17 protein-coding genes are annotated in these 17,414 nt (G+C 42.6%); 9 read left to right on the top strand and 8 right to left on the bottom strand.

Annotated features, from left to right (window positions below; all coding sequences use genetic code 11):
• The first annotated feature begins 98 nt into the window (after positions 1 to 98).
• Genes ACNAN0_RS11780 through ACNAN0_RS11765 form a run of 4 tightly spaced genes read left to right on the top strand, consistent with a single transcriptional unit; the run spans position 99 to position 5,233 of the window.
• A complete protein-coding gene (locus tag ACNAN0_RS11780; RefSeq protein WP_416353385.1) occupies positions 99 to 1,223 on the top strand; it encodes an exonuclease SbcCD subunit D in 1,125 nt (374 codons plus the stop codon).
• Positions 1,220 to 4,357 (top strand): AAA family ATPase, encoded by a 3,138-nt coding sequence (locus tag ACNAN0_RS11775; protein ID WP_230912960.1) that lies wholly within the window; start codon positions 1,220 to 1,222, stop codon positions 4,355 to 4,357. Before ACNAN0_RS11780 ends, ACNAN0_RS11775 begins: the two co-directional genes overlap by 4 nt.
• Positions 4,358 to 4,377: 20 nt before the next feature.
• The gene (locus tag ACNAN0_RS11770) at positions 4,378 to 5,067 is read left to right on the top strand and encodes an NAD(P)H-dependent oxidoreductase (RefSeq protein WP_230912959.1); all 690 of its coding nucleotides are present in this window, start codon (positions 4,378 to 4,380) and stop codon (positions 5,065 to 5,067) included.
• On the top strand, positions 5,060 to 5,233 hold the full coding sequence (locus ACNAN0_RS11765) for a hypothetical protein (protein ID WP_416353384.1): 174 nt from the start codon (positions 5,060 to 5,062) through the stop codon (positions 5,231 to 5,233). Before ACNAN0_RS11770 ends, ACNAN0_RS11765 begins: the two co-directional genes overlap by 8 nt.
• 26 nt (positions 5,234 to 5,259) lie before the next feature.
• Here the strand turns inward: ACNAN0_RS11765 and ACNAN0_RS11760 are convergent, their stop codons facing one another.
• Positions 5,260 to 6,159 carry a DUF6930 domain-containing protein gene (locus ACNAN0_RS11760; protein ID WP_230912957.1) on the bottom strand — a complete coding sequence of 300 codons (900 nt, stop codon included), beginning with the start codon at positions 6,157 to 6,159 and terminating at the stop codon, positions 5,260 to 5,262.
• A 716-nt stretch (positions 6,160 to 6,875) separates the two neighbouring features.
• Here ACNAN0_RS11760 and ACNAN0_RS11755 point away from each other — a divergent pair.
• Positions 6,876 to 7,256, top strand: coding sequence for a DUF1828 domain-containing protein (locus tag ACNAN0_RS11755; protein ID WP_416353383.1), 381 nt, complete (start codon positions 6,876 to 6,878; stop codon positions 7,254 to 7,256).
• Between the two features lie 66 nt (positions 7,257 to 7,322).
• On the opposite strand, the gene ACNAN0_RS11750 is transcribed toward ACNAN0_RS11755, so the two are convergent.
• On the bottom strand, positions 7,323 to 8,375 hold the full coding sequence (locus ACNAN0_RS11750) for a D-alanine--D-alanine ligase family protein (RefSeq protein ID WP_416353382.1): 1,053 nt from the start codon (positions 8,373 to 8,375) through the stop codon (positions 7,323 to 7,325).
• A 235-nt stretch (positions 8,376 to 8,610) separates the two neighbouring features.
• Between ACNAN0_RS11750 and ilvD the strand changes: the two genes are divergently transcribed.
• A complete protein-coding gene (gene ilvD / locus ACNAN0_RS11745) occupies positions 8,611 to 10,350 on the top strand; it encodes a dihydroxy-acid dehydratase (protein ID WP_416353381.1) in 1,740 nt (579 codons plus the stop codon).
• A gap of 12 nt (positions 10,351 to 10,362) precedes the next feature.
• Entirely contained in the window at positions 10,363 to 11,346 is a 984-nt protein-coding gene (locus ACNAN0_RS11740) for a bile acid:sodium symporter family protein (protein WP_416353380.1), read from the top strand.
• Positions 11,347 to 11,467: 121 nt separating this feature from the next.
• Here ACNAN0_RS11740 and ACNAN0_RS11735 read toward each other — a convergent pair whose 3' ends face one another.
• Positions 11,468 to 11,767: a hypothetical protein gene (locus ACNAN0_RS11735; protein ID WP_230912952.1), complete on the bottom strand. Its 300-nt coding sequence runs from the start codon at positions 11,765 to 11,767 to the stop codon at positions 11,468 to 11,470.
• Positions 11,768 to 11,972: 205 nt separating this feature from the next.
• Between ACNAN0_RS11735 and ACNAN0_RS11730 the strand changes: the two genes are divergently transcribed.
• Positions 11,973 to 12,317: a hypothetical protein gene (locus ACNAN0_RS11730; RefSeq protein WP_230912951.1), complete on the top strand. Its 345-nt coding sequence runs from the start codon at positions 11,973 to 11,975 to the stop codon at positions 12,315 to 12,317.
• Positions 12,318 to 12,726: 409 nt separating this feature from the next.
• A complete protein-coding gene (ribB, locus tag ACNAN0_RS11725; protein ID WP_230912950.1) occupies positions 12,727 to 13,368 on the top strand; it encodes a 3,4-dihydroxy-2-butanone-4-phosphate synthase in 642 nt (213 codons plus the stop codon).
• A 172-nt stretch (positions 13,369 to 13,540) separates the two neighbouring features.
• On the opposite strand, the gene ACNAN0_RS11720 is transcribed toward ribB, so the two are convergent.
• The 5 genes from ACNAN0_RS11720 to ACNAN0_RS11700 all read right to left on the bottom strand — a co-directional run bounded on the left by ACNAN0_RS11720 (position 13,541) and on the right by ACNAN0_RS11700 (position 17,381).
• Entirely contained in the window at positions 13,541 to 14,884 is a 1,344-nt protein-coding gene (locus tag ACNAN0_RS11720) for a PFL family protein (RefSeq protein ID WP_416353379.1), read from the bottom strand.
• Between the two features lie 12 nt (positions 14,885 to 14,896).
• On the bottom strand, positions 14,897 to 15,166 hold the full coding sequence (locus ACNAN0_RS11715; RefSeq protein ID WP_416353378.1) for an ACT domain-containing protein: 270 nt from the start codon (positions 15,164 to 15,166) through the stop codon (positions 14,897 to 14,899).
• A gap of 11 nt (positions 15,167 to 15,177) precedes the next feature.
• Positions 15,178 to 15,426 (bottom strand): YdeI/OmpD-associated family protein, encoded by a 249-nt coding sequence (locus tag ACNAN0_RS11710; protein ID WP_416353377.1) that lies wholly within the window; start codon positions 15,424 to 15,426, stop codon positions 15,178 to 15,180.
• Between the two features lie 72 nt (positions 15,427 to 15,498).
• The gene (locus ACNAN0_RS11705) at positions 15,499 to 16,941 is read right to left on the bottom strand and encodes an MDR family MFS transporter (protein ID WP_416353376.1); all 1,443 of its coding nucleotides are present in this window, start codon (positions 16,939 to 16,941) and stop codon (positions 15,499 to 15,501) included.
• On the bottom strand, positions 16,938 to 17,381 hold the full coding sequence (locus ACNAN0_RS11700) for a MarR family winged helix-turn-helix transcriptional regulator (RefSeq protein WP_230912945.1): 444 nt from the start codon (positions 17,379 to 17,381) through the stop codon (positions 16,938 to 16,940). Before ACNAN0_RS11700 ends, ACNAN0_RS11705 begins: the two co-directional genes overlap by 4 nt.
• Positions 17,382 to 17,414 lie beyond the last annotated feature (33 nt).

The raw sequence follows: 17,414 nt of genomic DNA, 5'->3' as shown, positions 1-17,414 counted from the left end.
TTAAAGCACACGATAGAGGAGAGAGTGAGACAAAAGGTGTTGCCTTTTGGAACACGTTTAAAATAAATCTGTTCGCACACAATAGAGGAGTGATTGAAGTGCGCTTATTACATACAGCGGATTGGCATATTGGTCGGCGTTTACACGGCTTTGATTTAACAGCTGAACAAGAGCATGCGTTTAAACAAATTGAAGCGATTGCCTTGGAAGCAAAAGTTGATGGCGTCATTATTGCCGGTGATCTATACGATCGTAGTTTGCCTTCTGAACAAGCAGTGGCGTTATTAAATGACATGATTCAGCGGTTGAATTTACATGACCAGTTACCGATTTACGCCATTTCAGGCAATCATGATAGTGCCATCCGATTAGCAACGGGGGCGCCTTGGTATCAAGCAACAAATTATTATTTAGCGACGGAGCTGGCACAAGCTTTTGAGCCGATTGAATTAACTGATATCCAAATTTTTCTCTTGCCTTATTTTGAGACATTTCAAGCACAGCAATATTTCAATGATCCAGCAATCAAGAACGTAGCTGCGGCAATGGCACGAATCGTAACGCGAATGAAAACCAAATTTGATGCCGATAAGCGCCAGATTCTGGTCGCTCATTTCTTTGCGGATGGCAGTGCCACCACGGACTCAGAGACGCAGTTAAAAGTCGGCGGTTTAGGTGCTATCCCGGTCAATTTACTACAAGATTTTGATTATGTGGCATTGGGGCATCTGCATGGTAAAGATGCTTTACATGCTGACAATGCGCGTTACAGTGGATCGCCAGTGAAGTTCTCATTATCTGAAGCACATCAGCAAAAGGGGGTCTGGCTAATTGATACGGCGGATATGTCTCGTACTTTCAAACCACTAACGCCAATCAATGATGTGGTCCAATTGACAGATAATTTTGCAAATTTGACTGATCCCGATTATTACGGACAATTAAAATGTGATGATTATTTGGGCATCACACTGACGGATACCAAGCCAATTGTGAACGTACTAGCGCGTTTACGGGAAATTTATCCGAATATCATTAGTTTGGAACGTGCCCAAGGTTATACCACTCAGGTGGCTATGCAAACTTTGGACTTAGCCCATAAATCACCCTTAGATTTGCTGAATGATTTCTACGAGCATGTAGCTAAAGAAGATTTGACAGAACAGCAAAAACAATGGGCGGCAGCAGCTTTGAAACAAGCAAATGAGGTGCAGCAATCGTGAAACCCTTAAAATTACAACTAAAGAACTTCGGCCCTTATGAGCAGGAGACCATTGATTTTACAGGTTTGGATCAGGTACCATTATTTCTGATCTCAGGCCAAACGGGCAGCGGTAAATCAACGATATTTGATGCCATGACTTTTGCCCTCTATGGTGAAAGTGCGACTGAAGATCGTCCAGCACCGAGCTTGCGTTCTGATTTTGCTGACAATGATACACCTACGGAAGTCACTTTTCGGTTTGAACATCAGCAAACAGTCTATGAGATCTGGCGACGGCCCAAGCAGGTTCTGGCTAAGAAACGGGGCAATGGTGAAAAAGTCTATAATGCGGAGTGCCGTTTACGGACCTATCAAGCGGAGCAAGTGACGGCGGAGATTACTAAGGTCGTCGATGTTAATTTGAAAATTGAAGATCTACTGCAGATCAATCGGGCTCAATTTTCACAAATTATCTTATTACCTCAAGGCGAGTTTCGGCGCTTTTTAACGGCTAGCAGTGATGACAAAGAAAAAGTGCTGCGTAAGCTTTTTCGTACCCAACTCTATCAGCGCTGGGGGGAGGCTTTGCGTAATCAGTTAAAGGCGGTTAAGCAAAAGAGCCAGGGGTTGCAACAAGTCGTTGATACGAATGTGGCAAAGATCCACTGGCTAGAGCGGCCAGAAAATTTTAATGACTTATCTTTTAATGATAAATTGCAGTTAGCAAAGACCCAAGCCCAGACTTTGCAAGCACAAGTGACAAAACTGAAACAGCAGCAGACAGCTTTACAGCAGCAAATAGAGCAACAGCGGCAACAACAAAAACAACATGAACAAGTAAATCAACAGCTTAAACAGTTACAGGATCTGCGGCAACAGATCCAGACATTAGCGCAACAAGCGACTGAAATCGAACAAATAAAAGTTGAGCTTAAAGCACTTAAATGGGCGCAAACGCAAGCAGCTGATTACAAACAGCTGCAAGCTTATCAAGCGCAACAATTGAATTTGCAGGGACAGAAAGATAAAGCAACACAGCATGTGGCAGAGTTGACCAAGAGTACAGCGCTTTTACAGCAACAGGTCGCTCATTTAGCCCAGCAGCAGCCTGAACAAGATGCGCGGCAAGCCCAAGCGGCCGTTTTAAAACAACAGCGGCCAGCCTTTGAACGCGTCCAGACTTTACAAGGTCAAATGCAGGTGGCCCAAAAAAACGCTACAGTGATTCAAGCTCAAGCGGCAGCACAACAAGATGAGTTGCAGCGGCAGCAAGCGAACATTGCTAAATTAGAGCAAACGATTGCAGATTTAGCTCAAGTACCAGAACAATTGAATCAACAGACGAATCGTGCTTTGCAGCTTAAAAGTTTGTCAAAGCAAGCTGCCAGTATCGATACACAGGTCAAGGCTGCCAATCGATTGCAGCGAGCCGTTCAAACACAGCAAGCACAGGCCACAGCGTTGACAAGTCAAGTTGCAGATGCCAAACAAGCTGCCCAGACAGTGCGTCAGAACTGGATCCGCAGTCAGATTTATAACTTGGCTCAAGAATTAACGCCAGGACAGCCTTGCCCAGTATGCGGCAGTACGGCGCACCCGCAGCCAGCGGTGGCTGTAGCGACAACCGTTGTGACTGAAGCGGAGTATAAACAAGCCAATGCGCAGGCCAATGCGCAAGTGTCAAATTTGGCGGCGCAGAAAAGTAAAGTGGCCAGTTTAGAAGAACAGTTTCTGACAGTACAACAGCAGATACACCAAGCGCAAGCTGAATTTGAGGCCGAATTAGCGACATTAGCGATCCAACCTGAAACAGCGACCTATGATGCTGCAATCACTGCTTTACAACAAGCAATTAGACTGAATCAACAACGTCAGACAGCACTGCAAACGCAAAAACAGCAATTAACAACGCAACAAACAACATTACAACAGGCACAAAGTCAGATTCAGACATTGACGACAGCCCAACAGCAAACCCAAGCACGGGTACAAGCAGCGCAGCAAGCTTTGGCTAAAGCGCAAACACAATTAGAAGATGCTCAAGCTCAAGTACCAGATGCTTTTACTGATCTAGCAGCTTTGGATCAACATTTAACAACGTTGACCCGGCAAATTACAGATTTTAATACCGAACTAAAACAAAAAAATACCGCATTGCAGGCTCAGCAAGAACAATTGGCTAGTGGTCAGTCTCAGATCAAAGTTTATCAAGCACAGCTGCAAGATACGCAAAGTAAACAGGCCCAGCTAAAACAGCATTTAGAGCAAGCAATTGAGGCACACTTTGGTATGGTTGATTGGTCTGAATTTGAACACTTGTTAGGTCAAGTGGAAACGATGGATCGTAAAACTAAGCAGGTCACCGATTTTGAAGCCACACAGGCTAAACTCCAGACCCAGATCAAGACTTATGAAACGTTGGTCGCTGGTCAAAGTCCTTATGACTTAGCGGCTGATCAGGAAACGATTCAAGCATTGATGACGCAAAAACAAACTGTGGATCAAACGTACGAGACTCAATCGGAAACACATATTTTAAACACGCAGACTTTGGCAGAAATTCAAACGAGCTATCAGCAAATCCAAGCTCAAGCCGAGACACTGAATCAATTGCAATTATTAGTGGAAACCATCACCGGTAGTGGCGAGGCTAAGCTTAGTCTGGAACGTTATGTCTTGCGGGAACATTTATTGGAGATCCTAAATGTTGCCAATACACATCTACAGCAGCTGAGTTCAGGACGTTATCAATTGCAACTACATCAAGAAACAGGAACATATCAAAAAAATACCGGGTTAGAAATTGATGTCTACGATGATAATGTTGGTAAATCGCGTAGTGTGCATACCTTATCTGGTGGGGAAAGTTTCATCGCCGCCTTGAGTTTGGCGCTAGCGTTGGGTGAAGTGATCCAAAATCGGTCTGGTGGCATTGTGATCGATACATTATTTGTAGATGAAGGGTTTGGCTCGCTAGACCAAGATGCTTTGCAAATGGCTCTAGCCGCCTTGGAAAACATCGAAGGCGATCATCGTATGATCGGCATCATTTCCCATGTTCAAGCGCTGAAAGATCAAATTCCTTACCAAATCCAAGTAGTAGCTGACGGTCAAGGTCGCAGTCATACGAAGGTGTTATTACCAGAAACTTAATTCAAGGAGGTAGGCAAAAGATGCGAACATTGGTTGTGATTGCGCATCCTGATTATGACAATTCTGGAACGCAGGCTTTTCTACAGGCAAGCGCGCAGTCCTTATCACAAGTGACCTGGCATATATTGGATCAGGTATATCCTGATTTGCATATGGATATTATTGCTGAACGGCAATTAATACAACAGGCAGATCAAATTATATTTCAATTTCCACTTTATTGGTATAGTGCACCGGCCAGTTTGTATGCTTGGTTAGATCAGGTATTACAAACCAAACATGAAGAAACCTTGCCAGATTTCTCTGGGAAAATATTGGGGCTGGTGGTTTCTACGGGCACGGATCAAAAACAATTCGCTGCTGGGCGGCAAGAACAGTTTACCTTATCGGAATATTTACGTCCCTTTGAGGGTATTGCCCGTAAAGTGAATTTACAGTATCGCGCACCGCTGATCATTTCGCAATTTAGCTATTTGTCAGAGCAACAAAAGATGCACTTATTAATCACCTATCAACAATATCTCACATTGAAAACAGATCATTTTGCCCAACGGCAAACGTGGTTGATTCAACGCTTGCAAACTTTGGTGAAAAATACTGAAGCTGAGTCACAATTAACTGGTATTATTGCAGCTTTAGAGGCAAATCAAGAGCATCTAACTGATTTAACAGAGACACTGCAGATGTTAAAAGGTGAACCATATGAATAATGAAGCCTTGATCCAACAATTAAAAATGTTACAAAAAAAAGCACCTGCTTATGAAACACGGGCACTTTATCAAGAAACAATTATTTTATTAAAGGCACAAGCTCGTCGAATCGAACAAGCTGAGGCTGAAATCGATGGGCGCACCTGGAACCATGAAACCTGGTAGTTCTTACCTTTTGTCGTACCCACGAGTTATACTTGAGCCAATTCACTTGTCAGTGCTTGATATAATTGGCCCACATATTTCAAAGGCACATCAGTCACCAAATCGATACCTAATTTGGTGGCTATTTTTTTAAGCTGCTGACCCTCGCCAAAATGAGTATAAATATTACTAGGTTTGCCAAAGCGCTGTAATAAGTCGAGCAGCCACTGCCGAATATTTTCAGCTTCAGTCAGTTTAGGATCAAGCACATCTTGACTGATCACTTGCCCACTGGTGTGATCCATTGCTAAAAGTAATTGAGGGTAGAATGCTTTTTCCTGTGTGTTGGTGACCTGCTGTGGTAGATAAGTGACGGCGAATTCAACACTAAGCGGTTGTAATGGGGCGTTTTGTAAGCGGCTTAAACCGGTCGTTTTAATACTAGAAAATAAGGCAGACTGCCGTGGCAGTTTAAATTGTTTAAAACTTAAATGGTTGGTTGTTTCTGTAAATTGTAAAAAAGGCACTTTATGCTGATCTAGTTGCGTCGTGATACGTTTATGACTGGGCAATTGTTGTAATAAGTCAACTAACTGTAATATAACAGTTTCAATCGTAGCTTGGTCTTCAGCATGCAAGGGTTCTGTGATACCAGCAACCTTTTTGGTAAAAGCCGGCTCAGACCGTAAATCGATTGCTAAATAGTCCTGGTAGAGTTGACTGGGCTCCCAAACCTCGAAGCCAGTTTCCGTTTGAATTCGTAAGTACCGTAAGCCTTGATCGGTATAAGTGATACGCCAATATTGTGGACTTATGAACTGTACTACCGCAAATAAATTAGTGTGTGCATTTGCTAAGGCAAGTGGGTCAGATGGCCAAAATACTTTCCAGGGGGCAAACGTCTTAATTTGATCGATGGCAAGATGAAGTGCTTGATTTGTCGGCATTACTAAGACCTCCAGCTAGTTAGTATGCTTATCATAAACTATTTTGGCAATTTTTATAAATAATATGATTCCACAAGAGAGAGTTAGACCAAAGGCGCTCAGCACCTGAGCACTAACAAGAGTGGCGAAAAAAGGTGGACTTGCCATTTGAACCATTCTTGGTTAGGTAAGGGTGTTGCTTTTTGGGACACGTTTAAACCACCAAGCAAAAATGACTGAGAACAAAATGTTAGTTTTGTCTCAGCCACTTGAGTATAGGCGGAAGAAAAATTCAGTTAAGTAATATGATGGTTGATTGTTCCTTTTTTGTACTTCAGTTAAGTTTTTTTATATGACGACAAAGCAGCAATCAACCAAAAATGTGCTGATCGGTCAGTTGATCAAAATGCCGATCATGGTAACTTCAGGCTTGGATGATTACCTCACAATCAGTTAATAGTTAAAACGATACGGCAAAGAAGTGAATAGAGTATTTATAAAATTGAATGAATCTATGAAGATTAAATGGGATTAGAACTTTCTGTGAATTTTAGATAACCATGGTTTTTGAATTGTGACCTAAATAGAAAATAATAATTGTGTAAAAAAACTGATTTGACGGGCATTCCGTCGTCACCAGAAGTTATTTTTTAAAAAAGCAAAAAATAATTTCTAAAAAGTCATCATTATCATCTATAATAGAATATGAATCAGATAAGATAATTAGAGGCGAGCGTATGAAGACTGTGACTAATCGGCGAAACTCCCTAGGTCGTTTACAACATGAATATCAAAAAGTTGATCCACAAATGTTTGCATTTGACGTGGATACTGCCATTTGCACGTTGCGTAGTCATCAAACAATTTATTTATCGTTAAGTGGTCGGCGGGCAAGTTTGACGGACGCAGGCTATACGTTAAGTTCATTTGAGTATTCAATGTTTGATGAGACACAAAAGCAGTTGTTAACTGAGGTGTTAAATCAGACTGGGGTCGAAATGGATCCAGATTATGAGTTCCATAAAGATACTCAATTAGACGAGATTGATCAGGAATTAGAAAATATGGCCATTGTGATACGAATGGTCAAACAGATCCAGTATCATAACGATCACTAATATGTAAAAAAATACGGTATGTTCTAGCAGAGTGCTAAGAACGTACCGTATTTTTTATTGGGCTAATTATTTTTGGGCTTCGTATAGCTTCATTTTACCTTGAACGATCGAATCGCAGAGATCTTCATAACTGATACCCACTGCCGCAGCTTCTTGTGGTAGCAACGAGAGTGGTGTCATGCCAGGCAATGAATTAGCCTCGATGACATATAAGCCATCAGCCTCATTCCAAAGAAAGTCGATGCGGCCGTAGTTTGCCATACCTAAAGCTTGGAAAGTTTCAGCAGCAATAGCTTTCATATCTTCGTGAATAGCTTCTGGAATATCTGGTGGGGTAACAAAAGTCGTTTTGTTATCCTGGAATTTGTGTTCAAAGTCATACCAACCATCATTGACTTTAATCTCAATAGCGGGCATAGCTTGACCGTTCACAAGACCTAAGGAGAATTCACGACCCGTAACAAAGGCCTCAATTAGCAATTCGTCATCAAAGCGAAAGGCATCGTCGAGTGCCCCTGACAAATCAGCTTGCTGCCGCACAATATGTGTCCCAATACTTGAGCCGCCATTGCTGGGTTTAACAACAACCGGAAAGTCAAACGGCAAACTTGTTGGGCGTGGATCAGTCGCGCGGACAACGATGAAATCAGCCGTTTGGATATTGTTATATAACATGATTTCCTTGCTGACTTTCTTGTTCATTGCCATGCCAGATGCCAGTGGGCCGCTACCAGTATAACGAATTTCAAATAAATCTAAGACAGCTTGGACTTTACCGTTTTCACCATCTTCACCATGTAAGCCTAAATAAACAATGTCGGCTGATTGTAAAACTGGTAAAACATTCTTGCCGAACAACCCCTTAGTGCCATCCGTTCTTAATGCATTGATATCATCATCTGTCAAAATTGCATCGCTGATCTTATAACTTGCTTCAGTTTGGGCTTCTGTGAATAGGGCGTCAATTTCAGCGGGTGTTTGGGCATCAACACCTAGAAACAGATCAACCAGAGCAACGTTATGTCCCTTGCGTCGCAGCGCATTGGCAACTTTGGCACCAGAGGATAGTGACACATTACGTTCTGTGCTACGACCTCCAGCTAAGACAACAATTTTCATGAAATTTACCTCCAGCGTAATATAGAACCTTAAGAATAGCATAAAATCAAATCACTGAGCCTTAAAATGAGATAAAAAACCATCTTTATTATTTTTATTTAATATTGCCTATGTTGTTTTTCTAATTTAATGAGCATGAATCAAATTAAAATATTAACTAATGGGGGTTTACAAATTATAGAAAGATGATAGAATTCTAATCATTATCTTTTTTAAAAGAATTGGAGGGATTTGCATGCCAGATACTTTGGGCTTTAGTTTAACCGGTGCGGATATCAAAAAAAGAAGTGACAAAATCAAGGTAGGTGTGGATCAAGCACCTGGCCGCAGCTTATTATATGCGACAGGTCGCGTGCATAATGAAGACGAGATGAAAAAACCTTTCATTGCAATTTGTAATTCGTACGTGGAAATTGTACCGGGCCACATTCATTTACGTGAATTAGCAGAAGTGGCTAAAGAAGCCATTAAGGCAGCTGGCGGAATCCCTTTTGAGTTCAATACGATCGGGGTTGATGATGGCATTGCCATGGGTCATGTGGGCATGCGCTACTCATTACCAAGTCGAGAAATCATCGCTGATTCAGCTGAAACCGTGATCAATGCCCATTGGTTTGATGGGGTATTGTATATGCCAAATTGTGATAAGATCACGCCAGGCATGTTGATGGCAGCCGCTCGGACCAACGTGCCGGCCGTATTCGTTTCTGGTGGACCGATGCGTGCCGGGGTCGATCCAAATGGGAAAGCAACCACGTTATCCAGTATGTTTGAAGCAGTTGGCGCTTTTAAGAGTGGTAAATTATTCAAAGATGATTTATTAAAATATGAACAAAACGCCTGTCCCGGCTGTGGCTCATGTGCCGGCATGTTTACCGCGAACTCCATGAATTCATTGATGGAAGCTATGGGAGTTGCTTTGCCTTATAATGGCACGGCTTTGGCAGATACTGAAGAACGGCGAGAACTAGTTCGCCAAGCGGCTAAACAATTGATGAACCTAGTCAAAGATAATGTGAAACCACGAGACATCATGACCAAAGAAGCTTTTGATGACGCCTTTGCTTTGGATATGGCTATGGGTGGCTCGACCAATACGGTACTGCACGGGCTTGCAATTGCACATGAAGCGGGGATTGATTATTCCGAAGATGATATTAATGAAATCGCCAAGCGGGTACCATATTTAGCTAAAATTGCACCGTCTTCGCATTGGACCATGCAAGATGTTCACGCGGCTGGGGGCATTCCAGCTATTTTGAATGAATTGATCGAAAAGGGTGGAATCTTGCATCCAGACCGTTTGACGGTAACGCAAAAAACTTTGCGCGAGAATGTGGCGGGGTGTCACACCAAGAATGAAGCGGTAATTCACCCGATTTCTAATCCTTATTCTAACCAAGGCGGTTTGTCGATCCTGCATGGCAACATTGCTAAAGATGGGGCGGTTATCAAAGTTGGTGGGGTAGACAAAGATATTCATCAATTTACTGGCAAAGCTATTTGTTTTAATTCACATGATGAAGCTGTCGAGGGTATCGATAGTGGCAAAGTACAGTCGGGTCATGTGGTTGTCATCCGCTATGAAGGGCCAAAAGGTGGGCCGGGCATGCCAGAAATGCTCAACCCAACTTCTAGTATTGTTGGCCGAGGTCTTGGCCGCGAAGTCGGTCTGATCACTGACGGCCGCTTTTCTGGAGCAACTCGGGGCATCGCTGTCGGCCATATTTCACCAGAAGCAGCTGAAGGCGGCGAAATTGCCCTGATCAAAGATGGTGATGAGATCACGATCGATTTGGCAAACCGAACATTAGATGTCCATGTTTCTGATGCAGAATTGGCTGAGCGGCGTAAATCTCTGAAGAAATTCGTACCAAAAGTCAAAAGCGGCTATCTCGCCCGTTATCAAGCATTAGTGACTTCTGCAAGTACGGGTGGGGTTATGCGCGACGTTAATGAACTTTTTAATCTGTGAGGGGGATAAGCAATGCATAAAGCAACAGCAGTTGGTAATTGGTTAAGTAAATGGTTTACTTTATTAGTCATCATTTGGGCAGCAATCAACTATTTTGTGCCCCAAGTGAGTTTGTGGATCGCGCCTAAAACGTCCATCTTATTAGGCATTATTTTGTTTGGCATGGGACTGACCTTAAAAAAGGCTGATTTTGCCAGAATTTTAAAACGGCCAATACCCGTCATTTTGGGCACTGTTGCCCATTATTTGATTATGCCAGCCATTGCTTGGATTCTTTGCTTAATTTTCCATCTCAACGGCATGACTGCTGTGGGCGTCATCCTAGTTGGCTCATGTCCGAGTGGGACTTCTTCCAGTGTCATGGCTTTCCTAGCTAAGGGGGATGTTGCCTTAGACGTTTCTATTGAAGCACTATCTACTTTATTGGCACCTGTCATGTTACCCTTACTGTTAAAAATTTATGCGGGCAAATATGTCGCTATTCCAACAACGCAATTATTTTTAAGTACCCTTAAAATCGTAGTGATCCCGATTATTTTGGGCGTTGTTGTTCACACCTTATTTGCCAAACAAGTTGAAAAAGTCACGCAAGTCTTACCCTTAGTTTCACAACTCTCTATCTTAGCCATCATCGGCGCCGTTTTTGCAGCAAACCATAATGAACTTTTCTCTGCGCAAACAGCCTTAGTCATCCCAGTCGTTATGTTACATAATTTGAGCGGCTATGGTTTGGGTTTCTTGTTCAGCAAGTTGATCCACTTGAAACAGCCACAGCAAAAGGCAATTACTTTTGAAGTCGGTATGCAAGACTCCAGCCTAGGCGCCACCTTAGCGATGAAGTATTTCTTACCAGCTGCCGCAATTCCGTCCACGATTTTTTCGATTTGGCATAATATTTCCGGATCGATTCTATCAAGTTGGTGGCGGCAACATACGTTGGTTACGGCCAACGAATCGGCGACAGCTGAATTGGCAACAGATCCGTCTACGAATTAGACAGTAATTGGAAACAAAACGTTATCTGTTTTGGACTCTAAGGTATAAAATTTGAAAATAAAGCCACCAAAATTAGATTCTTTCAGTCTAACTTTGGTGGCTTTTATTTGGTACTGACCGTTTATTTTTCTAGGTCCAATACGACGAAAACTTCACTATCTTCGATTGCTTTCATATAATGAGGATCGCCTTTTTCCATAACAGCGATGCGGCCAGGATAGAGCTCCTTAGGACCATCAGCTGTCCCAAATTCAATTCTACCTTTGACCGGAATCACGACACCGTGCGCAGGTGCGGGATGTAACGTAATCTTATCGTTTGCTAGGCCTTTCGGTAAGATGCGATGGCCAATACGTTGATGGCCTTTATTATAAACATGTTCGTGTACTAAAGGACCTTGTTGTCCGTCAATGATTTCCATGAAAAACACTCCAATGTTATTTATTTATTGCTCTTCCAATCTAAAACTATAAGAAAGGGCTGTCAATGGGCGCAATATTTATCGAGCAAAACTTAAAAATTAAGCAAACTTTTTGTTAAAATTCTTTCTTTTTTTAGTTGAAGCGGTTACACTATAAGCAAGCGCGATATTGGTATAAAAACATTTGCTATTTAGGAGGCTAATTATGGACGTACAAATTCCAACGACCTATGAGGGCGCAACTCGGTTATTACGATCAATGCAACGTAAGGGTATAGATATTGGTCTAAACCAAGTTATCGAAGATGCGGTAGTCAATTTTACCCAATCGATTTGCGATGAAGGCCTTGAGGGTAGCTATGTCAGAGTACATTATGCCGATGAAGAATTAACCATTACGGATGATGCTACGGATGAAGTGGAAACAACGATTTCAGCACCAGGCACATGCAACTCTTTCCAATCGGCTTTCAGACGCGATGCACCAAAGCTGATGCATTACTTAGAGACACAAGTACACGAAGCATTAACCAAACACCAAATTCATTGATTCGGATAATTTGTGAGAATGAGATAAAGGGCATTACCTTTTTGGCACATGGTTAAATAATAAATAGTGGTGTGACTGGGATAGAACTAACGTTTTGTTTTCAGTCACTTTTTGTTTGCGAATAATTAAGTTTTAAATGTGTTCCACAAAGCAACATCCTCATCTAACCGCTGATGGCTCAAATGGAAAACCCACCATTTTTTGCAATTCTTGTTAGTGCTCAGGTGCTAAGCTCCATTTGTCTCACGCTCATCTCTGTTTATTTACGAACAAATGAATGGGATAAATAAAATAATATTCGTTTAATTTCGGATAATATGTTGACATTTTTCTGAAAATCAGTTATTTTTAATGAGTAAACGAACGATGGCCATCTAGTTTACCAAAACATTCAGGAGTGTGGATCACATTGGCAAATATTTTTGCAGATATCAACGTAGCACTTGAAACATTAAAAAATGGCGGCATGATTATTTTGGCAGACAATGAAGATCGTGAAAATGAAGGCGATATTGTCGCTTTAGGTGAAGGAATTACAGCTGAAACAATCAACTTCATGATCACGCATGCAAAAGGATTGTTATGTGCACCAGTGAGTGCTGAACTTGCTGAAAAACTTGGTTTTAAGATGATGGTAGATAACAGCACTGACCCTAACTTGACGCCATTTACCGTTTCCACAGATGGCGAATTCGAAGCGACAGGGGTAACCACAGGTGTTTCTGCACCAGACCGGGCAGCAACGATCAGTCACTTAGCTGATGCTGATGCCAAACCAACACATTTTAATCACCCAGGACACATCTTTCCTTTGATCGCCAAGCCAAAGGGTGTGCTAGAACGTGATGGTCATACAGAAGCTGCCGTTGATTTAGCAAAAATTTGTGGTAAAGCACCAGTTGGCGCGATCATTGAGATCATTAAAGAAGATGGGACAATGGCACGCCGGGATGATTTAGCAGAATTCTCTAAAACTTGGAATATGCCAATGATCACAATTGATCAGATCAAAAACTATTTACGTGAACAAGCCAACGTGACTGCTTCTTAAAACGTTTGGTTTTCAAATATAACTCATAAAAATGCAGAGTGTGACAAAAAGCGTTCAGCGGCCGAGCACTAACAAGAATTGCGACAAATGGTGGTTTTGCCATTTGAGCAATTCGATGTTAGGAGAGGCCGTTGCTTTTTGGAACACGTTTAGAATTATATTATTCGATCGCTTAATTCTTAAACGAGTGGATTGGTGCGGGTATGCGGCCGCCGCGGGCAATAAACTCAGCGGGGCTACTTGTATTAACCGCCATGACAGGGGCATGGCCAAAGATACCGCCGAAGTTAATATCATCACCGACGTCTTTACCCGTTGCTGGGATCACACGGACAGCAGTCGTTTTATTATTGATCACACCGATAGCAGCTTCATCAGCGATCATCCCGCTGATCACTGCGGCAGGTGTATTGCCAGGAACAGCAATCATATCCAGACCCACCGAACAAACGGCCGTCATGGCTTCTAGTTTCTCAATGTTGAGTTGTTGGTTTGTTACAGCTTGAATCATCCCACTATCTTCGGAAACAGGAATGAAAGCGCCAGATAACCCACCCACATGTTCACAGGCCATGACACCGCCCTTTTTAACGGCATCATTTAACAGGGCCAAGGCAGCAGTAGTACCAGCCGCACCGACACTCTCCAAACCCATCGCTTCTAAGATCTCAGCGACGGAATCACCTCTAGCTGGCGTGGGTGCTAAGGAGAGGTCCACGATCCCAAAAGGAACATGTAAACGCTGGGCCGCAAGGGTACCGACAAATTGACCCATGCGGGTGACTTTAAAAGCGGTCTTCTTGATGGTTTCGGAAACGACATCAAAAGGGGCACCCTTAATTTTTGACAGGGCATGTTTAACGACACCAGGGCCGCTAACGCCCATATTGATCACACAATCAGCCTCACCAACCCCATGAAATGCCCCCGCCATAAAAGGATTGTCTTCCACAGCGTTGGCAAAAACGACTAAGTTCATACACTTAACGGGGTCAATCTCAGCTAGCTGCTTGATGACACAGCCCATTTCTTGAACGGCATCCATATTGATGCCTGAACGCGTAGCGCCAATATTTACAGAGCTGCAGACACGACTCGTTTCGCTTAATGCTTGGGGGATCGATTGGATCAAGCGATGGTCACCTTTGGTATAACCCTTATGCACTAAGGCAGAAAAACCACCGATGATATCTACCCCGAGATCTGTAGCTGCTCGATCTAAAGTTTTAGCAAAGATGGTGTCGTCTGTGACATCACTAGCACCGGCGACAATAGCTATGGGCGTAACAGAGATACGCTTGTTGACAATGGGAATCCCATATTCCATTTCAATCGCTTCAGCGACAGGCACTAAATCTTTAGCATAATGCGTGATTTTATCGTAGATTTTTCTAGCAGCTGCTTCAGCATTAGAATCAATACAATCTAGTAAAGAAATGCCCATCGTGATCGTACGAATATCTAAGTTTTCTTCTGAAACCATTTGGATGGTCTCTAGGATTTGTTTCTCCTCCATATGAGCGGCCTCCTATAACTTTTGAATCGCATCGAAGACCTCTGAACGTTGCACGCGGATCACCACGCCAATTTCAGCCCCTAATGCTTTCAACTCAGTCTGAATCTGAGCTAGATTCGGCGTATCTGTTTTTATTTCACCCATCAAAATCATCGTGAAGTTCGTTTGCATCAATGTTTGGGAAATATCTAAAATATTGACCTTTAAGTCAGCCAGCTTACGACTGACTTTGGCAACAATACCAATTTGATCTTGACCAATAACGGTGATCACAATTTTCATATTTGGCCCTCCTAGGCTTTGGGACGAGAGCCATAAGCCCGTTTAGACTTATAGCCTGCTTTTAAGATCATCTTCATGTCGGTAATATGGCGCTGTTTGGTTGCCTCTGCTTTAGCGCCAAAGATATAACGCGCCCATTCACGCTGATAACCGGTAGTTAGGCTATCAAAAAAGGCTTGGACATCGGCATCCTCTTGTAAAAGTTGAGAAACTTTTGGAATATCAATTTCGTAATCAACTAAAGTTTTTTTATCAGCCACAGTGGTCGCATCCTTTGTTAAATTATTTGGTTACTACTAATTTACTCAATTTAATAAGTGGAAGCAATCCAATTAGTCAACGGGTGTGGACGCATGAAGATCTTTGTGCTCAACGGTGTCCGGAAAGCGGGGCTGTTTATTGCGTGGGGTCAACTTCAAAGCACAAAACGCGCCGACAATCGCTAATACGCCGCAAACGGCATACGCGATATTGATCCCATGCAGTTGGGCTAATCGAGCACCCAGGCGCATGGTATTTGTTCGCGCAACGAGACTCATCACGGTAATCAAACTAGCTGTGCCAACCGAACCAGAAACTTGGCGGATCGTGGTGTACATCGCTGATCCGTGGGGAATCAGTTCTCGAGGTAAGGCATTAAGTGCTTCAGTTTGCAGTGGCATTGTGACCAAACCAATTGCTAAACTGCGCACCGATTGACTGATAATGATATAAGGAATACTGGTATTTTGTTTTAAGTTTGCGAATAGGAAAGTACTGACTGCTAAGACAAGCAAACCACTAAAACTAAGATATTTGGCGCCATACCGATCATAGAGATTACCAGAAATCGGCGACATGATCGCCGTAATAATGGCACCTGGTAAAAGCACGAGCCCAGAAATCTGCGCCGACTGATTCTGAACATTTTGAATAAATAATGGTAATAATAAAGTGCCGCCATATAATGCCATCATGACAAAAATATTGGTGACCACACCTAGTGTGAAATTTCGATATTTGAAAACGTCGAAGTTTAATAATGGCACTGGCCGCTTCAACTGCAAACGGATGAAAGCAAAGATAATTGCTGCACCAATGAAGATCAAGCCGATGACCGACCAAGTGAGCCAGTCGCCATCACCAGCGTTGCTCAGTCCGGCTAATAAGCTTCCCATACCAAGAATAGACAAGCTGATACTAACTATATCGAACCGTTGCTTAGTAGTTTCACCGTAGTTTTGTAACAGAAAGGCGGCTAAAATCACGTCGAGAATAGCTAAAGGTGTGACCATGTAGAACAAGTACCGCCAAGAGAAATTTGTGACAATATAGCCTGATAAGGTAGGGCCAATGGCGGGCGCAAAGTTCATGGCTAACCCGATAAAGCCCATGGCGCGACCGCGACGGTCAATTGGAAAGATACGCATCGTAATAACATTCATTAAAGGAATTAAAATGCCTGTACCAGCTGCTTGGAACATGCGCCCCATAATTAAAATCCAGAATTGAGGTGCTAGGCCGCCTAAAATAGTACCCACAGTAAACATAGTCATAGCGGTCAAATAAAGATGCTTAGTTTTGAAGCGATTCATTAGAAAAGCTGTCAAAGGGATCATGACCCCATTGATCAACATATAACCGTTAGCTAACCACTGACCTTGGCTGGCAGAGATGCTAAATTCGCGCATAATACTAGGTAGTGCGACGTTCATTAAAGTTTGGTTCAAGAAACCTAAGAAGTTTCCGATCATGACGATCAACAAAATGTTGCGGTCACGACGTGTGATGTTCATTGATAAACCGCCTCCAGTTTTTTTATAATTTTTAATTGAATCGTTAAGTACTGTTCTAATTCTTCCGTATCTAAGTCTAATAAAGCTGTTAATTGCTCATAAAATTCGGCGTAAGCTGAAATGGCGAGTTTGGAGCCTGTTTGGGTTAGATGCAAGGTCAGTTGTCGTTGATCGGCAATTTTTTTTTGCTTATAAATCAGCTTATTTTTCAGCAGTCGATCAACAATTCCGGAAACCGAACTTTTTGACAGATGCAGCTGGGCGGCTAATTCATTCAAATTTAAGCCGGGATGTGTCTTGAGAATCTCTAAGGTCAATAGCTGGGTGTAAGTGACTTGCCGCTTATTAGCAACTTGAGCTGATAGCTGACGGGTCACGCGGCGAAGCTGGCGATTTTGTGATAGCACTTTTTGAAGCAATTCAATTTGTTTTTGAGTCATACGGCCTCCTTTTTCAAATGGTTCGCATACGAA

Source organism: Agrilactobacillus fermenti (genome assembly GCF_047943045.1).
GTDB lineage: Bacteria > Bacillota > Bacilli > Lactobacillales > Lactobacillaceae > Agrilactobacillus > Agrilactobacillus fermenti.
The sequence above is the reverse complement of the archived record's forward strand: the minus strand, read 5'-3'. Positions and strand labels throughout refer to the sequence as shown.

Bases quoted from the DNA above. Each gene is read 5' to 3' on its own strand.
- ACNAN0_RS11770 (WP_230912959.1), top strand. From the start codon at position 4,378: ATGCGAACATTGGTTGTGATTGCGCATCCTGATTATGACAATTCTGGA.
- ACNAN0_RS11765 (WP_416353384.1), top strand. From the start codon at position 5,060: ATGAATAATGAAGCCTTGATCCAACAATTAAAAATGTTACAAAAAAAA.
- ACNAN0_RS11760 (WP_230912957.1), bottom strand. From the start codon at position 6,159: ATGCCGACAAATCAAGCACTTCATCTTGCCATCGATCAAATTAAGACG.
- ACNAN0_RS11755 (WP_416353383.1), top strand. From the start codon at position 6,876: ATGAAGACTGTGACTAATCGGCGAAACTCCCTAGGTCGTTTACAACAT.
- ACNAN0_RS11750 (WP_416353382.1), bottom strand. From the start codon at position 8,375: ATGAAAATTGTTGTCTTAGCTGGAGGTCGTAGCACAGAACGTAATGTG.
- ilvD (WP_416353381.1), top strand. From the start codon at position 8,611: ATGCCAGATACTTTGGGCTTTAGTTTAACCGGTGCGGATATCAAAAAA.
- ACNAN0_RS11740 (WP_416353380.1), top strand. From the start codon at position 10,363: ATGCATAAAGCAACAGCAGTTGGTAATTGGTTAAGTAAATGGTTTACT.
- ACNAN0_RS11735 (WP_230912952.1), bottom strand. From the start codon at position 11,767: ATGGAAATCATTGACGGACAACAAGGTCCTTTAGTACACGAACATGTT.
- ACNAN0_RS11730 (WP_230912951.1), top strand. From the start codon at position 11,973: ATGGACGTACAAATTCCAACGACCTATGAGGGCGCAACTCGGTTATTA.
- ACNAN0_RS11720 (WP_416353379.1), bottom strand. From the start codon at position 14,884: ATGGAGGAGAAACAAATCCTAGAGACCATCCAAATGGTTTCAGAAGAA.
- ACNAN0_RS11715 (WP_416353378.1), bottom strand. From the start codon at position 15,166: ATGAAAATTGTGATCACCGTTATTGGTCAAGATCAAATTGGTATTGTT.
- ACNAN0_RS11705 (WP_416353376.1), bottom strand. From the start codon at position 16,941: ATGAACATCACACGTCGTGACCGCAACATTTTGTTGATCGTCATGATC.
- ACNAN0_RS11700 (WP_230912945.1), bottom strand. From the start codon at position 17,381: ATGACTCAAAAACAAATTGAATTGCTTCAAAAAGTGCTATCACAAAAT.